The sequence below is a fragment of the Myxococcus virescens genome (assembly GCF_900101905.1).
In the GTDB taxonomy this organism is placed as follows: Bacteria; Myxococcota; Myxococcia; order Myxococcales; family Myxococcaceae; genus Myxococcus; species Myxococcus virescens.
On record NZ_FNAJ01000008.1, the window covers coordinates 306,155 to 325,117 of the forward strand.

At 67.7% G+C, this 18,963-nt stretch carries 16 protein-coding genes; 9 read left to right on the forward strand and 7 right to left on the reverse strand.

Going from position 1 to position 18,963, the window contains the following annotated elements; genetic code table 11:
- Nucleotides 1-34: 34 nt before the first annotated feature.
- A complete protein-coding gene (locus tag BLU09_RS23835; protein ID WP_244171982.1) occupies nucleotides 35-1,516 on the reverse strand; it encodes a DUF3943 domain-containing protein in 1,482 nt (493 codons plus the stop codon).
- A gap of 667 nt (nucleotides 1,517-2,183) precedes the next feature.
- On the opposite strand from BLU09_RS23835, the gene BLU09_RS23845 reads away from it, so the two are divergent.
- The gene (locus tag BLU09_RS23845; protein ID WP_279627367.1) at nucleotides 2,184-3,206 is read left to right on the forward strand and encodes a hypothetical protein; all 1,023 of its coding nucleotides are present in this window, start codon (nucleotides 2,184-2,186) and stop codon (nucleotides 3,204-3,206) included.
- A gap of 170 nt (nucleotides 3,207-3,376) precedes the next feature.
- Here the strand turns inward: BLU09_RS23845 and BLU09_RS38885 are convergent, their stop codons facing one another.
- The gene (locus BLU09_RS38885; protein ID WP_167371143.1) at nucleotides 3,377-3,781 is read right to left on the reverse strand and encodes a hypothetical protein; all 405 of its coding nucleotides are present in this window, start codon (nucleotides 3,779-3,781) and stop codon (nucleotides 3,377-3,379) included.
- Nucleotides 3,782-3,970: 189 nt separating this feature from the next.
- A complete protein-coding gene (locus BLU09_RS23855) occupies nucleotides 3,971-5,125 on the reverse strand; it encodes a hypothetical protein (protein WP_244171983.1) in 1,155 nt (384 codons plus the stop codon).
- A gap of 224 nt (nucleotides 5,126-5,349) precedes the next feature.
- Between BLU09_RS23855 and BLU09_RS23860 the strand changes: the two genes are divergently transcribed.
- Both BLU09_RS23860 and BLU09_RS23865 read left to right on the forward strand, forming a co-directional pair.
- Nucleotides 5,350-6,168, forward strand: coding sequence for a hypothetical protein (locus BLU09_RS23860; RefSeq protein ID WP_090491803.1), 819 nt, complete (start codon nucleotides 5,350-5,352; stop codon nucleotides 6,166-6,168).
- A 65-nt stretch (nucleotides 6,169-6,233) separates the two neighbouring features.
- On the forward strand, nucleotides 6,234-7,316 hold the full coding sequence (locus tag BLU09_RS23865; RefSeq protein ID WP_090491804.1) for a hypothetical protein: 1,083 nt from the start codon (nucleotides 6,234-6,236) through the stop codon (nucleotides 7,314-7,316).
- Nucleotides 7,317-7,374: 58 nt separating this feature from the next.
- On the opposite strand, the gene mtgA is transcribed toward BLU09_RS23865, so the two are convergent.
- Nucleotides 7,375-8,274 (reverse strand): monofunctional biosynthetic peptidoglycan transglycosylase, encoded by a 900-nt coding sequence (gene mtgA, locus BLU09_RS23870; protein WP_090491805.1) that lies wholly within the window; start codon nucleotides 8,272-8,274, stop codon nucleotides 7,375-7,377.
- 160 nt (nucleotides 8,275-8,434) lie between these two features.
- On the opposite strand from mtgA, the gene BLU09_RS23875 reads away from it, so the two are divergent.
- Nucleotides 8,435-9,964 carry a DUF4034 domain-containing protein gene (locus BLU09_RS23875; RefSeq protein ID WP_244171984.1) on the forward strand — a complete coding sequence of 510 codons (1,530 nt, stop codon included), beginning with the start codon at nucleotides 8,435-8,437 and terminating at the stop codon, nucleotides 9,962-9,964.
- A 47-nt stretch (nucleotides 9,965-10,011) separates the two neighbouring features.
- Here the strand turns inward: BLU09_RS23875 and BLU09_RS23880 are convergent, their stop codons facing one another.
- Nucleotides 10,012-11,697, reverse strand: a complete 1,686-nt coding sequence (locus BLU09_RS23880; RefSeq protein WP_090491807.1) for an LVIVD repeat-containing protein — start codon at nucleotides 11,695-11,697, stop codon at nucleotides 10,012-10,014.
- A 284-nt stretch (nucleotides 11,698-11,981) separates the two neighbouring features.
- On the opposite strand from BLU09_RS23880, the gene BLU09_RS39490 reads away from it, so the two are divergent.
- Complete coding sequence (locus BLU09_RS39490; protein WP_222595300.1) at nucleotides 11,982-12,281, forward strand: hypothetical protein; 300 nt, start codon at nucleotides 11,982-11,984, stop codon at nucleotides 12,279-12,281.
- A gap of 724 nt (nucleotides 12,282-13,005) precedes the next feature.
- Here the strand turns inward: BLU09_RS39490 and BLU09_RS23890 are convergent.
- The gene (locus BLU09_RS23890) at nucleotides 13,006-13,938 is read right to left on the reverse strand and encodes a hypothetical protein (RefSeq protein WP_244171985.1); all 933 of its coding nucleotides are present in this window, start codon (nucleotides 13,936-13,938) and stop codon (nucleotides 13,006-13,008) included.
- A 247-nt stretch (nucleotides 13,939-14,185) separates the two neighbouring features.
- Nucleotides 14,186-15,256 (reverse strand): hypothetical protein, encoded by a 1,071-nt coding sequence (locus BLU09_RS23895; protein ID WP_244171986.1) that lies wholly within the window; start codon nucleotides 15,254-15,256, stop codon nucleotides 14,186-14,188.
- A gap of 127 nt (nucleotides 15,257-15,383) precedes the next feature.
- Here BLU09_RS23895 and BLU09_RS23900 point away from each other — a divergent pair, with 127 nt between their 5' ends.
- The 4 genes from BLU09_RS23900 to BLU09_RS23915 form a co-directional block, all read left to right on the forward strand.
- Entirely contained in the window at nucleotides 15,384-17,519 is a 2,136-nt protein-coding gene (locus BLU09_RS23900) for a S9 family peptidase (protein ID WP_090491810.1), read from the forward strand.
- A gap of 242 nt (nucleotides 17,520-17,761) precedes the next feature.
- Entirely contained in the window at nucleotides 17,762-18,259 is a 498-nt protein-coding gene (locus tag BLU09_RS23905) for a hypothetical protein (protein WP_228560528.1), read from the forward strand.
- Between the two features lie 80 nt (nucleotides 18,260-18,339).
- A complete protein-coding gene (locus BLU09_RS23910; protein ID WP_090491812.1) occupies nucleotides 18,340-18,555 on the forward strand; it encodes a hypothetical protein in 216 nt (71 codons plus the stop codon).
- A 178-nt stretch (nucleotides 18,556-18,733) separates the two neighbouring features.
- Nucleotides 18,734-18,963 (forward strand): transposase (locus tag BLU09_RS23915; RefSeq protein ID WP_167371144.1); only part of this gene is annotated, 230 nt, incomplete at its 3' end.

Genomic DNA, 18,963 nt, shown 5'->3' on the forward strand with positions numbered 1-18,963 from the left:
TCGCGCTCGGGCTGGAATTCGCTCCCGTGGGTCCTCAGCGCGTTCCGAAGCCCGTGCCCTTCGAGACCGTCCACAGCAGACGGATTTGCGTTGCACGCTGGCGGATGGCGTCGGAAACGCTGCCGAACTCACCCGCCCGGTTGGCGACGAAGGCTTCGAGCGCCACGCCGTGTTGGTCGGCGAGCAGGAGCTCGGCACGCGCGGTGGCATAGGTGATGAGCTCCACGCCCTCACCGAGGAAGGCGCCCGAAATGAGATAGTTGCGCACGGACACGCCGACGCGCCCGACACCCCGCCGCACCAGGCCCAGCTCGAAGGCCGACTGCGCCCCAGGCCCGAAGTGGTAGTCACGAGCGGACTCCGGCGAGGTGAGACCGCCGCCATGACCAAACGGCACCCCGGCCATGTTCGCGGTGACGTCCAGGGTGAGCTGCGACGTGAGAGGAACCTGCGCCACCCCGCCGATGCCGAGGCTGACCGTGGAAACCCGCAGCGTGTTCGGATTGGCGAAGTCGTAGCCCGCCATCAAACCCCAGAGCCCCGAAATGGAGCGGAACTCGAAGCGGTCGCCGTAGAGAAGCCCCCGGCTGAAGAATCCCACCGTCAGCGTGTCGCGCGAGAAGCCCATGCGCGCGGTGAGCGTGAAATAGTCGAAGGGCTGGTCATAGTCGCTCGTGGTGAGCTGCGGGGGGCCGTAGACCATTTCGACGCCGAGGTGCCCCTCCATCTTGTTGGGAACATCGAAGCGCGTGCCGTCGATGTCGTTGTAATTGTCGACGTTGCTCGTGAGGCCGGCCATCAACTGGAGGAAGTTCCCCTGCACCGGGAGGAAGTCGTTCTTGCGGCGGCCAAAGAGGTAACGGTTGATGCCGCCCACGGGTTCGACGAGCAGCGAGAGCACCGAGCGCGCCACCGTGGGTTCGCCTTCGTCGAGAATCGCGAGCGCGGTGCGATGCAGGACCTCGCCCAGCACGACGCCCCCGATGGACGTTGTAATGAGGTCGTTCGTGGATGGAGTCTCAGACTCCATGAACAGCTCCCACAACACGCTTGACGCGACCGTGAACGGGACGGAGCCCCAGAAGCCGAAGCCGCTCGAGCGCGCCGCGGTGTAGGCCAGCGAGCCCTGGTAGGGGTGCCCGAGCGCATTGGTCGCGAACGCATCCTCGTCCCACGCCCAGCCATCGGCGACGTTGCGACGCATGGTCTCCAGCGAGATGTCCGCGTAGGGCTTGCCGAGGAGCTTCGCCGTCCCCCAGAAGATGGCGTGGAAGGCGCCCATCTCCACGATGGGCACAACGAAATTGCGCCCTCCTCCATCCGGCGCGTTCCAGATGGCGCGACGAGGCGGGTGCACGAGCTCCGGCACGAGGAGCCGGGGCTCCGCGGGAACGGCCTCGACGCACGCCTCCGACACCAGGGGGGCATCCGCGGGCGCCGCGCCTGCGTCGCCTCCTGAGACGAGCGAGAACACAAGGAGCAGGCCTGAGACGCGATGCACGGGGAGCGGGTTCATGGCGTGCATCGGGCTCTAATTGCTCCCGGGAGCGACTGCACGCACCAACCGCTACAGGCGCGGAGCGAGCCACGAATCCAGCGCAAGTTGAGAACTGTTTCCGATGGCACCGAACACTCGTGATGAACCGAAGTCGAGCCAGGCAGACGGTGCCGGACGCGAGGGAAAGCAGGCGAGCGGGTTCGCCCGCCGGCGACCTTCCCTGGAGGCCGTGGTGCATCGCGCCGCCGCGTCAACGCCCCTGAGACATGCAGTGAACTCCAGCTGATGCGGGGCTCCATCAAGCCGTGCGAGGAGGTTCCAGGGAGCGTCGCCCCTGCGACGGACGGGACTGCAGGTGTCCGTGCTCGGCTTTGGCCCCGGACACGTAGGTGGCGCCTGCGCGTATCACCCGTGGCGTGGACCAGGTCCACATGCGCTTACGCACCAACGTGCTCGACGTGGTGCATTTCCACTCGTGCCCTTTCATGTGTTCCGGCCTGCGCGTCCGTCTTGACGCCTGGATGCTGCTGGGCATCCAGGCCAGTCCCGGAAACATCGTGAAAGCTCGGCGTGAAGCGCTGGAGACGGCCCGGAACCGTGTTCGCGGCATGTGGACACGTCCGCCGTGATGCAACGAAGCTGTAACGCAGAAGGCCGAGCCCCCTCGCATCTCCGCGAGAAACCCGTGACAATCAACGAAATGACCCTGCGACTCTCGATACGCTCCCTGTTGATACTCTCCCTCACAGTCGCTCCCGCACTTTCCGGCTGTGGTTCCGATGACGTCGATCCGACGCCGGACGCGGGATTTGATGCGGGTGTTCAGCCCGACGCCGGCATCGAGCCGGACGCCGGCATTGAGCCCGACGCCGGCATTGAGCCCGAGCCCGACGCTGGCACCGAGCCGGATGCGGGTACCGAGCCCGACGCAGGCACCGACCCTGACGCTGGCACTGAGCCGGACGCGGGTACCGAGCCTGACGCCGGCACTGACCCGGATGCAGGCACCGACCCCGACGCCGGCACCGACCCCGACGCCGGCACCGACCCAGATGCAGGCACCGACCCCGACGCCGGCACCGACCCAGATGCAGGCACCGATCCGGATGCCGGCACCGACCCGGATGCCGGCACCGACCCGGATGCAGGCACCGACCCGGATGCAGGCACCGACCCCGACGCTGGCACCAACCCGGATCCGTTCACCGTTTGCGAGGGCGAGTGCCAGGAAACCGCGACCACGGTTCGATTGGGCGAGAACCAGCGTGTCTTGACCAGCGCCTACTTCGGATATGAAGAGACGGACAACCCCGAGGCCCCGTGGGAGCTTTGGATCGAGCTCAACAACGGCGCGCCGGGTGAGTGCCCCACCGAGGATTCGCCGCTCCCGCCGCAGCTGGTCAACGTTCACAAGGTGAGGATGCCGGTGGACGCAACGCCGCAGGTAGGAACCATGTCGGGCGAGCCGACAGCGACGCTCTTCGACTTCGAGGGTGTGCTCATGACCGCGTACTTCCTGCACAGCACGAGCCTCACCTTCACACCTGTGGCCGCCTCGCTCTGCCCCACCTGCGTCCTGAGCGGTACCCCTCCCGAATCGCACTTCGTGGCCTTCGATTTGAATGGCCTCTACGAAAATGGCGCCATCACCGGCCACGGGTACGCCACCTACTGCCCCTCGCTCGACACCTTCAAGCGCAGGAAGTAACCGCGGTCCGGCTCACCTGACGGTGAGTCGGACCTGCCCAGGCCCCTGTGTCAGGGGCCTGGGCCCACCGAAGCGTTGCGCTGCCAGACGACGGCGAGAGCACCGGCCCCCTCCCCTTTGAGGAAAGCCGCCACGCCGGCCGCCGATCGAGACGCTGAGGCGGACAGCCATCACCCCCAGCGGTCTTGCTGGAGTTCCTGAAGGCGAGCCTTGATTTTCGCCTCCCGTTGGCCATCCGTCCTCGCCATGGACAGGTGACGCATCGTGACCCGCTTCGCCGCCTTGTCGAGTTCCTCCGCCGACTGCTTCGGGTTGTCGCGAATGAACGCCTCCATCTCACCCATGATCTTCTTTTCGAGATTCGCGATGCCGGGTTTGTTGATTCCAATCACGTATCCGGACTGGATGAAGGACTCCATGAGGTTTGCCGCCGTCGCTCTCCAATCCGGGGCTGCGTCAGACGCCTTCGTCGCGGTCGTCGTGCTCGGCGCGGCGCTTTTTGCATTGGAGGCTGAGCCCATGCCCAGCAGACTTCGCATTGCATGAAAGACAGGCTGTCGGGTCGTGATAGCCATGGCGCACCCCCAATGCATACGAGTTGGAGGCAATCTAGGGCAAACATTCGGCGGGTGGACTCATGGAAATCCCATACACCGCCTGACAGCGTTCAATCCCAAACGCTGTTGCTGCCAACCCCTGGTGATTCTAGCGACCGATGAATCGGGGGCAGATCAACTTCAGACACCGTGAGGAAGCCCGCCCCTTCACGCCGTGCTCACGAGCCTCGCGCACGCCTCGCGCTCATAGGGGAGCCCCGCCTTCCTGAAGTGCCCCCCGGCGTTGCCGAAGCGCGGGTCCCAGAGGTGCGAGGTGTCCACGAGCGCGGCGAGGAAGCGCCGCTGTGCTTCTGTCCTCACCACCCCATCTCCACTCGGAAAGGCGTGGACGAGGAGGGGGCCCCACTCGAAGTCCACCCAGGACTTCTTGGTGGTCCGCGCGACCGCCACGGCCGCGTCCACCACGAGGTCGAAGTCGGGGACGCGCTCCAGGAGCCGCTGGACGACCGTGAAGCGCGGCTGCATCGGAAGCTGCGGCGGCTTCACCGGGAACCAGTCGTTGATGTGCGCGGCATGCTGCTCCAGCGCGGTGCGCAACTCGCGTGTCGCGACCTCGCTCCGTGCCAGGGACGGCGCCATCGCCGCGCAAAGGCGCACCGAGGGCTCCGCATCCGACAAGAAGCGCTCCAGGGACACGTTGAGCTCTCCCAGCGCCAGGAGCAGGGAGCATCGCTCCGCCACATCCACCGTCCGCGTCGCCAGCTCCGTCAGCCGTTCCACCAGTTCGCCCGGCCGCACGTCCGACGCCGGTGACGTGGCGTGCGCGGTGGCGGCCATCGCCGCGTGCATCCGCACCCGGGCATCCGGATGGTCCAGGTTGGCCAGCAGCGAGCGGGTCAGGAACGGCGCCACCCGGACACACGCCAGCACGGACTGCGCATGGAGCGCGTTCGAGGCGTCCTCGTCCTCGTAAATGGCATCATCGTCGTCCGCGTCCAGGAGCGGCCCCAGGTCGAACCGGGCCATCGACTCCAGGTCCTCCATCGTCGCGCCGCTCCGCTCGAAGGCGTCCACCACACGCGTCAGGAACAACAGCAACTCCGCGCGAACAGGCTCCTCGCCCGCATCCAGCCTCGCGTCGTCGAGCAACCCGAGAATCACGAGTGCAACTGGAGCCGTCGCGGGGAAGACGGTGCCCTGATGGATGATGGCCGACCACAGGTGCTGCACGGCTGCACCGCGCGCCCGCGCGTCCTCGGTGAGCAAGGCACGAAGGTGTTCAGGCGTGTCAGTGGCGCGGCCATAGGCGTGTACCAGCCGTGACCAGTCCGTCGCGTCGAGTGCGGGAATCCCGATGAGCATCAGCGCGACTATCCCCCACGAATGACAGCGCCTCAAAGCATGAGCGCAGCGCGGGCCATCCCGCTCAAGGCGTGAGCTCCTCCACGCTCCCGCGCACCCACTGCCATACGCCGACGATTCGATGCACGTCCTGGATGTCCGCCCGCATGCACGAGTGGCGGCAGCGAGTGAGGCCGGAGCTTCCCGTTTGTCCATACGCCGCTGGCTCGGCGAGGATGCGCGGCATGGATGACTTCTACGCGGACGTCCTCGACCACGTCGGGCGTCCCCCCCGAGAGTTCGGCTCCGTCCACCTGCACGTGGAGCCCGTGATTCGAAATCCACTCGGGCAGGCCACCGCCGTCGTGTGGCTCCAGGCCGCCTTCGAGCCCCTCGCCACCACCCCGTCGTCCGTGCGGGTGATGGGCAGGCAGAAGCAGGGCTCCGCGCACCGGATGCTGGGCCAGTTCCCGCTGCCGTCTCTTGCGGGAGGTCGCGTGGTGCGGTGGCGGCTTCCGCTCGAGCTGCCCCCGGAGTTCGATGAAGTCCACTTCCAGGTGGAGTCGAGTCTTCACCCCAACGCCGGGCGCGTGCGGCCCGCGTGGAAGCTCTTCGACACCCTGGAGATTCCCAAGGAGAGTGACATGAAGGCGGTGTCGGGCGAGGTCTCCATGGGAATCGACCTCGGTGAATCCCTGCTCAACACCGTGATGTCTGGGGGCCTGAGTGTCACCGCCTACATGAAGATGGGACCCCAGGTTTCACCGGGCAGCCTGGCTGTGAAGCGCCACGCGGCGGCCACGCTTCCGACCGCCTTCATCGCAGCCGTGGTCGACGGCCCCGTGGAGCCACTGTCCGACCTGCAATGCGAGCTCGTCTGGGAGCCGGGGATGGCCCTCCCCGCCGCCAGCGCCGCGCCCAGTTGGAGCACGGAGCCCACGCCTGCCATGGCAGCGCATGTCTTGAAGTCACTGCGGACCTGCTACGCCTGCGGCTTCGAGGGCCCACGAGAGGAGTATGAGCGCGCCACGATGTGTCCCCGGTGTGACGCGACGTGGATGTAGGCACGCCAGGAGAACCCGCTGGCTGTTGGATTATCGGGCCTCCCCTGTTGAGATAGAACGGGCGCATGCTCCACTCGCGTCGTTTCGTCCTGGCCCTCTCGTCCGTTGTCGCGGTTGCCACCGCCTGCAGTTCGCCGGATCCAGTCCCGGACCGCCCCAACATCCTGCGCTTCGAAGCAAACCCGGCGACCATCGCTCCGGGCGAGTCCGCCGAATTGTCCTGGGAAGTCACCGGCGCGCAGGACCTCTCCATCGATTACGGCGTGGGCGAGGTGCCCGGAAAGTCAGTGCAGGTCCGCCCGACAGCGACGACGACGTACACACTCACGGCGACCAACGCGAGCGGCAGCACCACCGCGAGCACCACGGTCGCGGTGAGCACGTCCGATGGGACGAATCTCTCCGGAAGCCTCACGACGCGCACACTGACGCGCGCGGGCTCGCCGTATCACGTGACGGGTGACTTGACGGTGCCCGCGGGGAGCCGGCTCACCATCGAGCCCGGCGTCCACCTCATTTTCATGGGCCACCACAAGCTCGCCGTGCATGGGCGAATCACCGCGCAGGGCACCTCGGCCAGCCCCATTGTCTTCACCGCCAACAATCCCTCCCGAGGCTGGGCTGGACTGCGTCTGGCAGCGACGTCGGACGCCGGGTCGGACTTCCTGGAACACTGCATCTTGGAGTACGGCAACAAGATCGACGGCGAGAACGGCGCGGGCGCGGAGGGCTCCTATTCCGAGAACGCCGGTGGCGCGCTTTGGATTGGCTCACGCGCGAACGTGAACCTGAACCACAACGAGTTCCGCTTCAACAAGGCGCCCGCGTTCGGCGGCGCGCTGATGCTGATTGCGCCGACCAGCTCGGGCGTCGCCACCGGGAACATCTTCCACGGCAACGAATGCACCGGTCCGCGAACCCAGTTCGGAGGCGTGGGTGGCGCGGTCAACACCGCGCACCTCCCGGCCAGCAACCAATGGACGTTCCGCGGCGGCGAGTTCCGTAACAACAGGGCACCGGAGGGCGGGGCACTCTACTTCTTCGACAGCAACGTGATCCTCGACGGGGTTGCGCTGTCTGGAAACAGTCCCCAGAACTGGGCGACGCCGGAGCCACACCGGCTGACGCTCATCAACACGCCGAGGTAGCGGGAAGCCTCGCAGCGCGGTCCCCATCGTTCGAGGCTCACCTGACCGGGTCCGCGGGTCAGCTCTCCGAGGACATCCGGGAGATGGCCTCCACCACGGAGCCGGGCACGGAGGTTTCGCCAAAGAAACGCGAGAGTTCGGCCTGAGCCTCGCGGGCTTGCGTCGCGGTGATGCGGCCCTCGCGCTGTAGCCTCCCGATGATGGCGCCGGCCCGGATGCGCAGCGTCTCGGGCTTCTGGGCGGGCAGCCAGCGGCGTGGGGCGGGCAGCATGCCCGCGAGCATCGCCCCCTGTGCCACGGAGAGCGCCCGCGCCGAGGTACCGAAGTGCTCACGCGCCGCAGCCTCGATGCCATACACGCCCTCTCCCCACTCCACCACATTCACATACAACGTGAGGATGTGCTGCTTGGACAGATGGGTCTCCAGCTGGCGGGCGAGCAGCAACTCCTTGCCCTTGCGAAGGAGGCTGCGGTCCGTGGAGAGGTAGAGGTTCTTGGCCAGCTGCTGGGTGAGCGTGGACGCGCCGCGGCCCAGGCGCGCCTTCCGCACGGACTGCTCGAGGGCGTTCTCCACCTCGATCCAATCCACGCCCTCGTGCTTGTAGAAGCGCGCGTCCTCGGAGCTCAGCACGGCGTCCACCGCGTGCGGCGCCACCGCCTCCAGAGGCACCCAGGCCTGCCGCACACGGGGCTTCTTCCCCTCCGCCAGCGCCTCCTCGGCCCGCTGCGTGATGAGCGCGGTGGTGCGCGGGTTCTGCGTCTGAAGCGAGCGGACGTCGGGCAGCCGCACGTACTCCACGCTGAGCCAGACGACGAACAGCAGCCACGCGCCAAACATCCAGCGGCCCCAGCCCGGGCTGGAATCCTTCCTCACGGCGCGCCGGGCGCCGGCAGGGAGCTGCTTCGTCTTCTGCGTCCGGGGGGAGGAGGCACGGACGGAGGGCGGACGGGAGGCCATCGGTATGCACACATCTGCCCCGGTCCACGGTCCCTGTCCAGAAGACGGCCAGGAAGGCACGCAGCAGCCTGTCTTGAGTAGGATGCCAGGCTCAATGCCATCTCTTCGTACCGCGCTCGGGGCGGGAGTCCTCGTTATAGGTCTGGGCGCCGGACTTGCCGTGACCGCTTCACGGGCAACGCGAAGCGCCGAAGTCGAAGCGCGCATCGCGGCGCGCCAGGAGCCCGTCCTGACACCCGCCCCCGGCCCCGCGCCGCAAGGGCTCCCCATCGTGACGCCTGCCGGGCGCGAGGAGGGCAAAGTCCCCCAAGGGCATGTGGACGGGGTGGCACTGCGCTCGCTCCTGCTCCGACGCCAGTTCGAGGAGCTGACGCTGGCGGTCGAGCAGCTCCAGTGGGGCATGGAGTCGAACCCCCAGGACGAGCACTGGATGACGGACGGCATCCTGGCGCTCGGCAACGGCTCCTCCGAATCGACGGAGCTCCTCGACGCCTGGGTGGAAGCGTCACCGCGCTCCTTCGCGCCCTACCTCGCGAGGGGGACCCACTGGGTGTCGGTGGGATACCTGCGCCGCGGGGGGAAGACCGTGGGCGCAACGGCGAAGGAGGAATTCGCCGGGATGCATGAAGCCTTCGAACGCGCGGTGCCCGATCTCGTCCGAGCGTGGTCGCTCCAGCCGAAGGCGGTTGCGGCGGCGCGGCCGCTCATCTACGTGGCGAACGCGCTGGGCGACGACGAGGCTCGCGAGCGCGCCTACACCCGCGCCATGGAGCAGTGCCCCACGTGTGCGGACGTCCGGGCCGTCTATCTCCATGGTCTCGCCCCACGCTGGGGTGGCACCTACGAGAAGATGGACGCCTTCGCCGAGGCGCAGAGCCTTGCTCACCCCAAGGTGGGCTTCCTGCGCGGCTTCGCCGATTTTGACCGCGCACACGACCTGGCGGTCCAGGGCAAGCACGACCAGGGACTGGTCCTGCTCGCTCAGGCACTGTCAGCCGGCGACTACTGGGAGTTCAGGCTGGCTCGGGCGAAGCAACTGCGCCGCACCAAGGCCCTGGACGCCGCGCTGGCGGAGGCGAACCGGGCCGTGGCCCTGCGGCCCGCTCGTGCGTCCGTCTATTTCGAACGGGCTCGGATCTTCTCCAACAGCCGGAAGTGGGAACCCGCGGGCAAGGACCTCCTGCACGCCTTGCGGTTGGACGCGACGGACTCGGACGGACGGGCCCTGCGGGACCACGTGGTGAAGGGGGTCATCTACGACGCCTGGGAGGCGCACAAGGCCGGACGCCGCGAGGAAGCGTTGGGCCTGCTGGAACTAGCCGGGGAGCTCGCCCCAGGCAACCCCGAGGTGGCGCGGCGGCGTGCATGGGTCGTCCAATCTCCACAGCAGGCAGAGGCACGGACCGAGGAGGAGCAAGGCGAGGGGGCGGAGGACTTCCGCACCGTGCAGCAACGGGACTACGCCCTGGCGCGCGAGCGGCGCTTCAAGGAAATCCTCCCGCTCTGGGATGCCTTCATCGAACGCAATCCCGACCATGGGCTGGCCTACATGGAGCGCAGCGGGACGCACTACCACCTGCGGGACCTCGAGTCCGCGCTGTCCGACCTGAAGAAGGCGTGTGACCTGGGCGTCAACGAAGGCTGTGCCCGGGCGCGCCAGGTCGAGCGCGCCAAGGCCGCGGCCCGCTGAGGCGTGACCTCACAGCCCCCCCCTGCTCCAGCGACGCCGTGGGACGCTCAGAGTTCGTTGAGGATGAGCAGGCCGCGCACGGAGTCGGCGGCGTACACGTACCCGTCGCCGGGCACTCGGATGCCGAAGGTGCCCTCGAAAAGGTTGTCCGTGCGGCCGGGGTCGCTCTCACGGAAGGTGTTGTAGTGCGCCACCTGGCGCGGCTTCGTGGGGTTGGACACATCCAGCACGCGCACGCCCTCGTGGTACCAGGCGATGTAGAGCAGGTGGCCCTTCAGAATCAGGTTGTGGATGGACGTGACGGGGCTGAGGCGGAACTCCCCCATCTTGACGATGTTCGCCGGGTCGGTGACGTCCAGCACGCGCAGGTGGCTGCCATTGAATTCAGTGCCCTCGAAGGCGATGGTGCGCCCGGCGAAGGTCCCCACGGCGCTGTGGTGCGCAAAGGCGTTGAAGCCGTGCACGTACTGGCCCAGGTGCCGCACGTTGTCGAGGTCGGTGACATCCATGACGGAGTAACCACCGAAGCCATTGCTGACGTAGAGCCGGCCCTCGTACGCGAAGGCGTCATGCGCGCCCCCCGAGGAGAACTCGGACGGCACGGTGATGAGCTGGAGCAGGACGGGCGCCAGCGGCGAGGTGACGTCGTGCACATAGGTCACCTCGCCGGGTGACATCGCATAGAGCCGGTCTCCATCCACCAGCACGGTGTGCGCCCCCTGCCCCGCGGGCAGGTGGCGCACGTACTCTGGCTGCGCGGGGTTGGAGATGTCATAGACGACGACGCCCGCGCGGTTGCCGGCGATGTAGAGGGCATCCTCCTTGGCCCACACGCCATTCCAGCTCGAGTCTCCTGGCAGACTGATGGAGGCCTTGAAGATGGGGTGCGCCCTGTCACTCACGTCGAAGACGGTGAGTCCGCCGTTGCTGGTGCCGCCGAGGTCGTCGATGGAGACGACGTAGGCGTGGTTCTTCGTGACATAGACGTCCACGGCATCCCCCAGTGCGACGGGGGATTCGGAGATGAGGCGCAGCCCGCCCGAGGACTCGCCCTCCCCTCGCTGTGAGGGCATGCGCCACGCTTCGAAGGTGCCGGCCCGGCTGAACCTTCCGTTGGTGCAGCGGGCGTAGCAGCCCGTGATGATGCCGGGTGAGGGCACCTGGCAGCCGGCGAGCGCGGTGACAGTGACGGCCCCATTGAAGGGATTGGTGCGGCTGCCAACGACGAAGAAGCTCCCGCCGTCCGTGTTCCGCGTCAGCAACGGCTGGCCGTTGAGCGTGTCCGTCCCTCCGTCGGAGAAGAGCTGGTAGGTGGTGAAGTCGGGGGCAATCTGGGTCCCTCCGTCAGACAGCAGGCGCTCACCTCGCATGTCGGCCAGGTAGATGCCGTGCTGCGCCACCTGGGAGAGCGCCTCCGGTGAGCACTGCGAAACGTCGTAGCGCGACAGGTCATCACACCGGATGGTGGTGGGGTCTCCCTGCTGATTGAAGTCGCATGGCGAGTAACGGCCCCGGTCAATCCAGTCACCGCGTTCCTCCAGCACGGTGTAGCCGCCATCCCACGGCGCCTCCGCGCTCGCATCGGGAGCGCCGGAGTCCGGCGCCCCCGCGTCCTCGGGAAGCCAGGTCCCTGCATCAGGAGTGGGGCCGGATTCGTCGCAGGCGGAGAGCGTGGACAGCGACAGGACGCAGGAGGAAAGCAGCCCCCAGGACGGACGCAACATGGACGGCATCGTGGACCTCGCGAGCAAAGGCCTCCCACGAACGTGGGGGCCATGACTCAAGCGGCCTGACGCCCGGATTCCCTCATTGAGGCGAGAGATGGTTGCGGCGTGGAGACAAGGTCCGCCCGCGAGCTCGGAATCCCGGGGAAAGCGCCCCGTACGGTCCTGGCCTTGCATGACGTCCGGACCGGCGCGGCTCCAGCGTCCAGCAGCCACGCCCAGCCGGGTGAGGACAGGGCGTGGGCGGGCCGTGGGAGGCTCAGGTGTCGCCGCTGTAGGAGCCCACAAGCTGGATGTGGCTCTTGCCCGTCTCCGAGCAGGTCGCATTGACGCTGACGCTCCAGGCCGGGACCTCGGAATGCCAGGTCACGGTGCCCGTCCAGTTCGAGCAGGCCCGGACGTTTTCATCCGCGAACAGGGAGAGCGACGCCCTGGAGTTCGGCAAGGTGAAGACCTGCCCCGGCGCCGTCATGGGCCGGGTCAACCGGATGATCAGCGTCGAGAAGACCGCGCCACAGGTGACGCTCTCATTGCCCGTGATTCCCATCTGCACGGTGAAGGTATCCGTCGAGAAGCAGCTCGAGGGCGCGTAGCAGTAGAAACGGTCAGGCGAAACGGAGCCGCCATGTGCGTTCTCGTAGACCGCGCCCGTGCTGGTGAGGGGTCGGCTCATGGTCCACCGACACGTGGGCCTCTCGGTGCGGCAGCACGCGGCGTCGCCGGGGGCGCAGGCGGTCGTGAAGCACCCCGTGGGATTCGTCGTCGTGCCACCCGCACACTTCGAGTTCAGCACGGCGTCGGTGCCCGAGCGTGTGCAGGCCCACAGCCTCGTTCCCTCGCAGAAGAACTCTCCGGGCGTGCAGATCTCCGGCGACTCCCCCACAGGCCCCATGGGGCCCACCGGCCCGGTGTCGCCCCGGGGCCCCTGGGGGCCCTGCGCGCCCGTCGCGCCAGGCGGGCCCTGCTCGCCCGTGTCGCCCTTGGGTCCCTGCGAGCCCTGGGGCCCCATGACGCCGCGCGGGCCTTCCACGCCCATCGGGCCTCGTGGGCCCGTCAGGCCCTGCTCTCCGCGCGGACCCGCGGGGCCCTGCGGCCCCGGAGGTCCGCCCGCGGGGCCCTGCGGCCCTTGCGGTCCCGCCGGCCCCTGGGGGCCCACGGGCCCCTCAGAGGAACAAGCGGTGGTGAACAAACAGCACAGCAACAGCGGGAGGAGTGCGCGCCCGAAGGAGGTCTTGGTCATTGACGGGCGCGTGCCCTAGCAGCATGCCCTCGCCCGGAGCAAGTCCGTCCGGAAGCGAGGGCGGAGCAGCCCTCCCGTTACCAGGTGTAATAGCAGGCGTTGCTGCAGTTCGTGCCGTTGCAGAGCGCGAGGTCAGCGTAGTTGTGACAGGCGGGGACGGTCAGGTCCGACATGGTGTAACGGGTGATGATGTCTCCGCAGGCAAGCACGGCGTCCGCCGTGCCAGAATTGTCGGCCACCGACATGGCGTTGGAGACGTACGAGTCGCCGCTCGCGGGCAGGCCCTCGGTCCACCGGCCCATGGTGACGCGCTTTGCGGCGACGGCCGGAGCGATGTGCGCCCCGAGCTTGACGTTCCCCATCTGTCCAGGGTTGAGCTGCACGCTGTCGGCCCCCGTGCCTCGGCTGAAGTTGAAGGTCACCGGCCCATTGCCCGCGCAGTTCAGCACGGCGAAGTGCATGGAGTGCCCTGGATGATTGAATGACAGGGCCCCGTTCCAGTTGGTGGCGCGCAGACGGACTCGCGTCGCGGTGCCACGAACCCTGTCGCAGGCGAGCAATTGAGGGGAGCACTGATCGCCGTCCTCACTTCCGAGTGGGAAGTCACAGTCCGGGGAGTTGCAGTAGTAGTCGCTCGTGAAGGCCGTGTGGATGACCTCCTGGCTTGGGTCCCCGCAGGTGGGGTCCCCATAGACGGAGGCAGCCCAGGCGCGGTTCGAGGCCGAGCAGCTCCCGGTGAGCGAGCGAGGCTCATCGGGGAAGGTGGTCGGTAAGGCGGAGAGCTCCGCCTCGTTCTGCCGCCGGAGCTGCGCTCTTTCGCCCTCATCCATCGCGACGAGCGCGTGGTCCGCCAGGGCCGGGGGCAGCGCGTGCCCCTCGGGTGCCACGGCCAGGAACACCTCCGCCGCCGAGTGTGTCTGGAAGAAACGAGGGGCCACGAGTGGACGCCGCGGATACTGGGCGATGACGGCCACGTTGACCGCGCCCCCCTCTCCCTCGAGCCAGAGCACATGGCTGTCAGAAGTCCCGACACGGGCAATCTCGCGCGGTCCGGACGACTCGGTGGGCGCCGCCCATACGGGGAATGCCCCCAGGAGGGCGAGGGCACCAGTGCAGGCCAGCGCTCGGAATGAACGGGGCGACGTCATAGCGGGAACTCCGTGAGGAAGGACGGCGCTCATTCGCCGTCACTCCCCTGAACGGAGCCGAGCCCCGACGTCCCTCACCGAGAAACGAAGAACCCTGGCCGCGGTCCTGTCACTCCTCGAAGAGCGAGAGCTGCCCCAGTGAGCGCAACGCTCCCACCGCCTCTTGCGGAGTTGCCCGAACACGGACCTGCGACACGGGTGTCGTGCCCGTGAGGTCCACTTCCATGAAGGACTGCACACTGGAGCCATTGAGCAAGTTGGCCAGAGGCATCCACTGGGCGCCGTCAGCGCTTCCCTCCAGCACCAGCTCGCTCATGGTGCCCGTCACCCCGAAGTTGCGCAGCACGGCCTTGCGAGGCACCACGGGCCGCGAGAGCTGCACGGCGACTTCACGGACGCCCTCTTGGAAGAGCACAATCCCGCCGAGGTCGCCGTTGGTGACGCGGCAGGGCGTCTCGGCGTTCAGGTAGGTGCACGCCGCGCCACGGCTTGCCGGGACGAGGGCGCGGCGAGGCAGGACAACGTCATCGCTGGAATAGGTGAGGCCGACCGTCACACCCCCCGCATTCACATCGCGCGTGGTGATGAGGGAGGCCTTGAGCCCCTCCGCGTCCTCAAGGACGTAGTCGCTCAGATGGACCGGCGAGGTGGCCTTGAGCACCTGCCAGGCCTCCCTGGCGCTCGACGGGTGGAGGTACAGCACGTGCTCATCGCTCCCGGCACCGTGGGTGGCGGACAGCGGCCGGAAGCCCACGCTCACTCCCTGCGCCTGCGCGGTGGCCGTCAGCGTGCCGGTCCACTCCTGGACGACGGGCAGCGCGACCTCCGACTGCTGGATGAGGAAGAAGGCCGAAACGCGCCTTCCCTGGGACTGCTCGGGCGAGCGGGCCACGAAGCAACGCGCGATGCTCCCGTTGCGGGTGTCCGCCCCCAGCAGGTCGACCTCGAAGGTGCCATCGGAGCGGGTCTTCACCGACCTCCAGCTCGCCGAGAAGGCAGCGAACGCGCACGAGGAGTTCTCACTGCGGTAGAGCTTCAGCAGCGCGTCCGAGAGCGGCGCACCCGCCTCGTCGACGAGTCGTCCACTCAGGACGATGTCCTGGTCCTCCGCCACCTTGCTCTCGGTACAGCCGCCCGACATCGCCAACACACCCAACGTCAACGTGCGCATCCAGCGCATGGGAACCTCCTCCACCGGTGAGCCTGGATGTCAGTGCAAAACCGGTGCAGAGGCCCGCTCCCTCTGAGGACGCGAGCCCGGGCCGGTCCGTTCCTGACATCGGCGTCCTGGCGCGCCGCCTACGCGGGTGCCACCGCCGCTTCGCAGCGCCTTCCCGCGTCGGAGCTGTTGGGACCGGCGGCTGTGCGCCGGATCCAACCTCTTCCCCGACACAGGCAAGGGGTGTGCGCTGAGCCCTCCTCCTGGCGCGGTGCCACGCCTTCCACCTGGAAACTCGTCTCCCGTCCTCAATCACGCCACAGTCTCTTGCACGTCCCTGCTCCACCGCCCGACTTGTGGAACCCCCATGACCTCCTGGTCCACCCTCACGCGAGCCCTTGTCGTCATCGTGGTCCTCCCCTCACTGGCGCTGTCCGCTCCCCGCGCCGGAGCGACCCGGCCCCCAGGCCCGGCAAAGCGTTACACCGTCGAGCAGTTCATGGAGACGACCTCCGTGCTCGGTGCGTCCTTCTCCTCGGACGAGAAGCGGGTGCTGTACTCGTCGAACGAGACCGGCGTCTTCAATGTCTTCTCCGTCCCGGTGACGGGCGGAAAGCCCACGCAACTGACCCGCTCCACCCAGGACGCCTCCATCGCCGCCGCCTACTTCCCCACCGACGACCGCGTCCTCTTCACGCGAGACTCGGGAGGCAACGAACTCGCCCACCTCTACGTGCGCACGCTGGACGGCCAGGAGAAAGACCTCACTCCGGGCGACGAGCACCGCGCGTCCTTCTTCGGCTGGAGCCAGGACGGCGCCGCCTTCTACGTCCTCACCAACGAGCGCGACGCACGCTTCCAGGACCTCTACCGCTACGACGCCAAGACGTATGCCCGCACCCTGCTCTACGCGGGCGATGGCGAGCATGTGCCCGGCGCCCTCTCCCCGGACGAGAAGTGGCTGGCCCTGGAGAAGTCACGGACGCTGTCCGACAGCGACGTCTACCTCTACGAGTTCGCCACCCAGCAGCGTCGGCACCTCACCGCGCACGAGGGCTCGGCCAGTTGGAAGGCCGCGACCTTCGACCCGGCGTCCTCCGCGCTGTACCTGCTCACCAACGAGGGCTCCGAGTTCATTCGCGTGGAGCGCCACGTGCTCGCCTCCGGGAAGCGCGAGTTGGTGGAGCAGTTGGATTGGGACGTGCTCTCCACGGTGTTCTCGCGACGTGGCACGTGGCGCATCACCCGCGTCAACGAGGACGGCCGCACCACGCTTCGAGTCCACGACGTGAAGGCCGGCAGGCGCGTGTCCCTGCCAGGGATTCCAGAGGGGGCGATCTCCGGTGTGAGCCTGTCCCGCGGTGAGAGGCGCATGGCCTTCCACGTCGACGGAGACCGCTCGCCCGGCAACCTGTACGTCTATGACTTCGAGACGAAGAAGCTCACCCGGCTGACGGACACGCTGGGCCGGGCGCTGGCCCCCCAGCACCTGGTGGAGTCGGAGCGGGTGCGCTTCAAGTCCTTCGACGGGTTGGAGATTCCGGCGCTGCTCTACAAGCCCCAGCAGGCCACCGCGAAGCAGCGCGCCCCCGCAATCGTCTTCGTCCATGGGGGACCGGGAGGACAGTCCGCCAAGGGCTACAGCAGCTTCTTCCAGGTCCTCGTCCACCACGGCTACGTGGTGCTCGCCGTCAACAACCGGGGCAGCGAGGGCTACGGCAAGTCGTTCTTCGCGGCGGATGACCAGCAGCACGGCAAGGCGCCGCTCCAGGATTGCGTCGAGGCGAAGAAGTACCTGGCCGCCCTCCCCTACGTGGACGGTGCGCGCGTGGGCATCCTGGGCCCCAGCTACGGCGGATACATGGTGCTCGCGGCGCTGGCGTTCCATCCCGACGTCTTCGCCGTGGGCGTGGATGCGTTCGGCATCTCCGACTGGCTGAGCGCTCTGCGCGAGCTGCCGCCCCACAAGGAGGCCCTGCGCGAGGCGCTCTACCAGGAACTGGGCAACCCCCAGACGCAGGAGGCGATGCTTCGAGAAATCTCCCCGCTGTTCCACGCGGAGAAGATTCGCAGGCCCCTGCTCGTCATCCAGGGCGCCAACGACCCGCGCGTGCCCAAGGGCAAGACAGACGCGCTCGTCGAAGCCGTCCGGAAGAACGGCGTGCCCGTCGACTACTTCGTCCTCCCCAACGACGGCCATGGCTTCAGCAGCACGAAGAGCGAAGCGGAGACCTCCGTGAGAATCCTCTCCTTCCTGGACCAGCACCTCCGACAGAGCCCCTGAAGCCGCGAGCACGGCTTCGCACTTGTGCAACTGCATGCACAGTGGCTGACACGGCCTTCTGTCATTTCGTGGGGTTTCGCGTTGGCATGCCCCTTGATGAGTATGGGCACATGAATCTCAGCGCCCTTCGCGTCCGTGCTCTTGCTGGCCTCGTGTCCGCGCCGATGCTCGCGCACGCCCAGGAAGTACCGACTGTCGCACCCCATTCCGCGCCTCCCGCTGTCCATGGGGGAACCCAGAGGTTGAGCAGCGCGGCGGCCCTGGGCGTGCACTCGCTCTCCGTGGACTCCGTCTCCCCTGCCTCGATGGCCTTCATCGTGGACATCGAGCAGCCCCTGTCACCGTTCATCTCGGTGTTCGCAGGCGGGCACGTGGGCGTGAACCTGAAGGCGACGGGCCTCCAGGCTGGCGGCCGCGTCTATCTGACCGGGAGGCCCTTCCAGGGCCCCTTCCTGTCCGTCCAGGGCGATGGGACCTTCTTCGACGCGGATGAGGATGTATCGAAGCTCCGCGCATCCGTCAGCGGACTGGTCGGGTATTCGCAGCAGTTGGGCAACCAGTGGCATATCGCCCTGGCGGGCGGCGCTGGGTTCAGCCATCTCCGGCAGGAGACCGAGCTGCCGCGCTCCGCGACCTGCACGCTGTTCTCCTGGTGTCTGCTTTCGAAGCCCGAGCGCACCGTCGAGACAACACAGACGCTGCACCCCGTCGTGAGGCTCACGGCGGTACACCGGTTCTAGTTCGTCCCCAGCGACAAACAGGCGTCCGACAAGGCCCTGCACGACTTCGGTGGCGGGAAGTACAAGCTGGCCCCGTCGCGGTGCCTCTGACCGACCGGGCTTCGCTGCCTCATGAAGCGCGCTCCGCCCTGGAACAAGAGCTGGCGTCCCTCACGCTGCTCCAGGACGTCGTGCGCTGGGGCTTCGCGAGCTCGCCGCCGCGCGATGTCACGGAGGTCATCGTCCAGGACGAGTTCACCCACGACGTGGTGATGCCGTGGATGGAAGGCAGCTACCTCGTCTTTGACACGACCTGACTGGGCGGAGTCACTTCGGTCTCCGTGTGGGACCACCGACCCAGCGCAGATGAACTCCTCGATGCCCGGCTTGCATCCGGATGGACGCCGACGCCCACTAGCAGGCTGTTGAGAAACCCCTCCGAGGGATCGACACCCCGCCGCGTGACGTGGTGTCCTCCGCTCATCGGAGGCAGTGATGCGCGGACGGCCCAAGCAACAGACGACACTGTTCAGCCTGCGGACGCCGGGAGACCGGGTGCCCGCAGGCCATCCGCTGCGCAGGGTGAAGGACATGGCGGACGCCGCGCTGGCGGCGCTCTCGCCGACGTTCGATGAGATGTACAGCGGCACCGGGCGGCCGAGCATTCCGCCGGAGCATTTGCTGAAGTCCTGTCTCCTGATGGCGTTCTACTCGGTGCGAAGCGA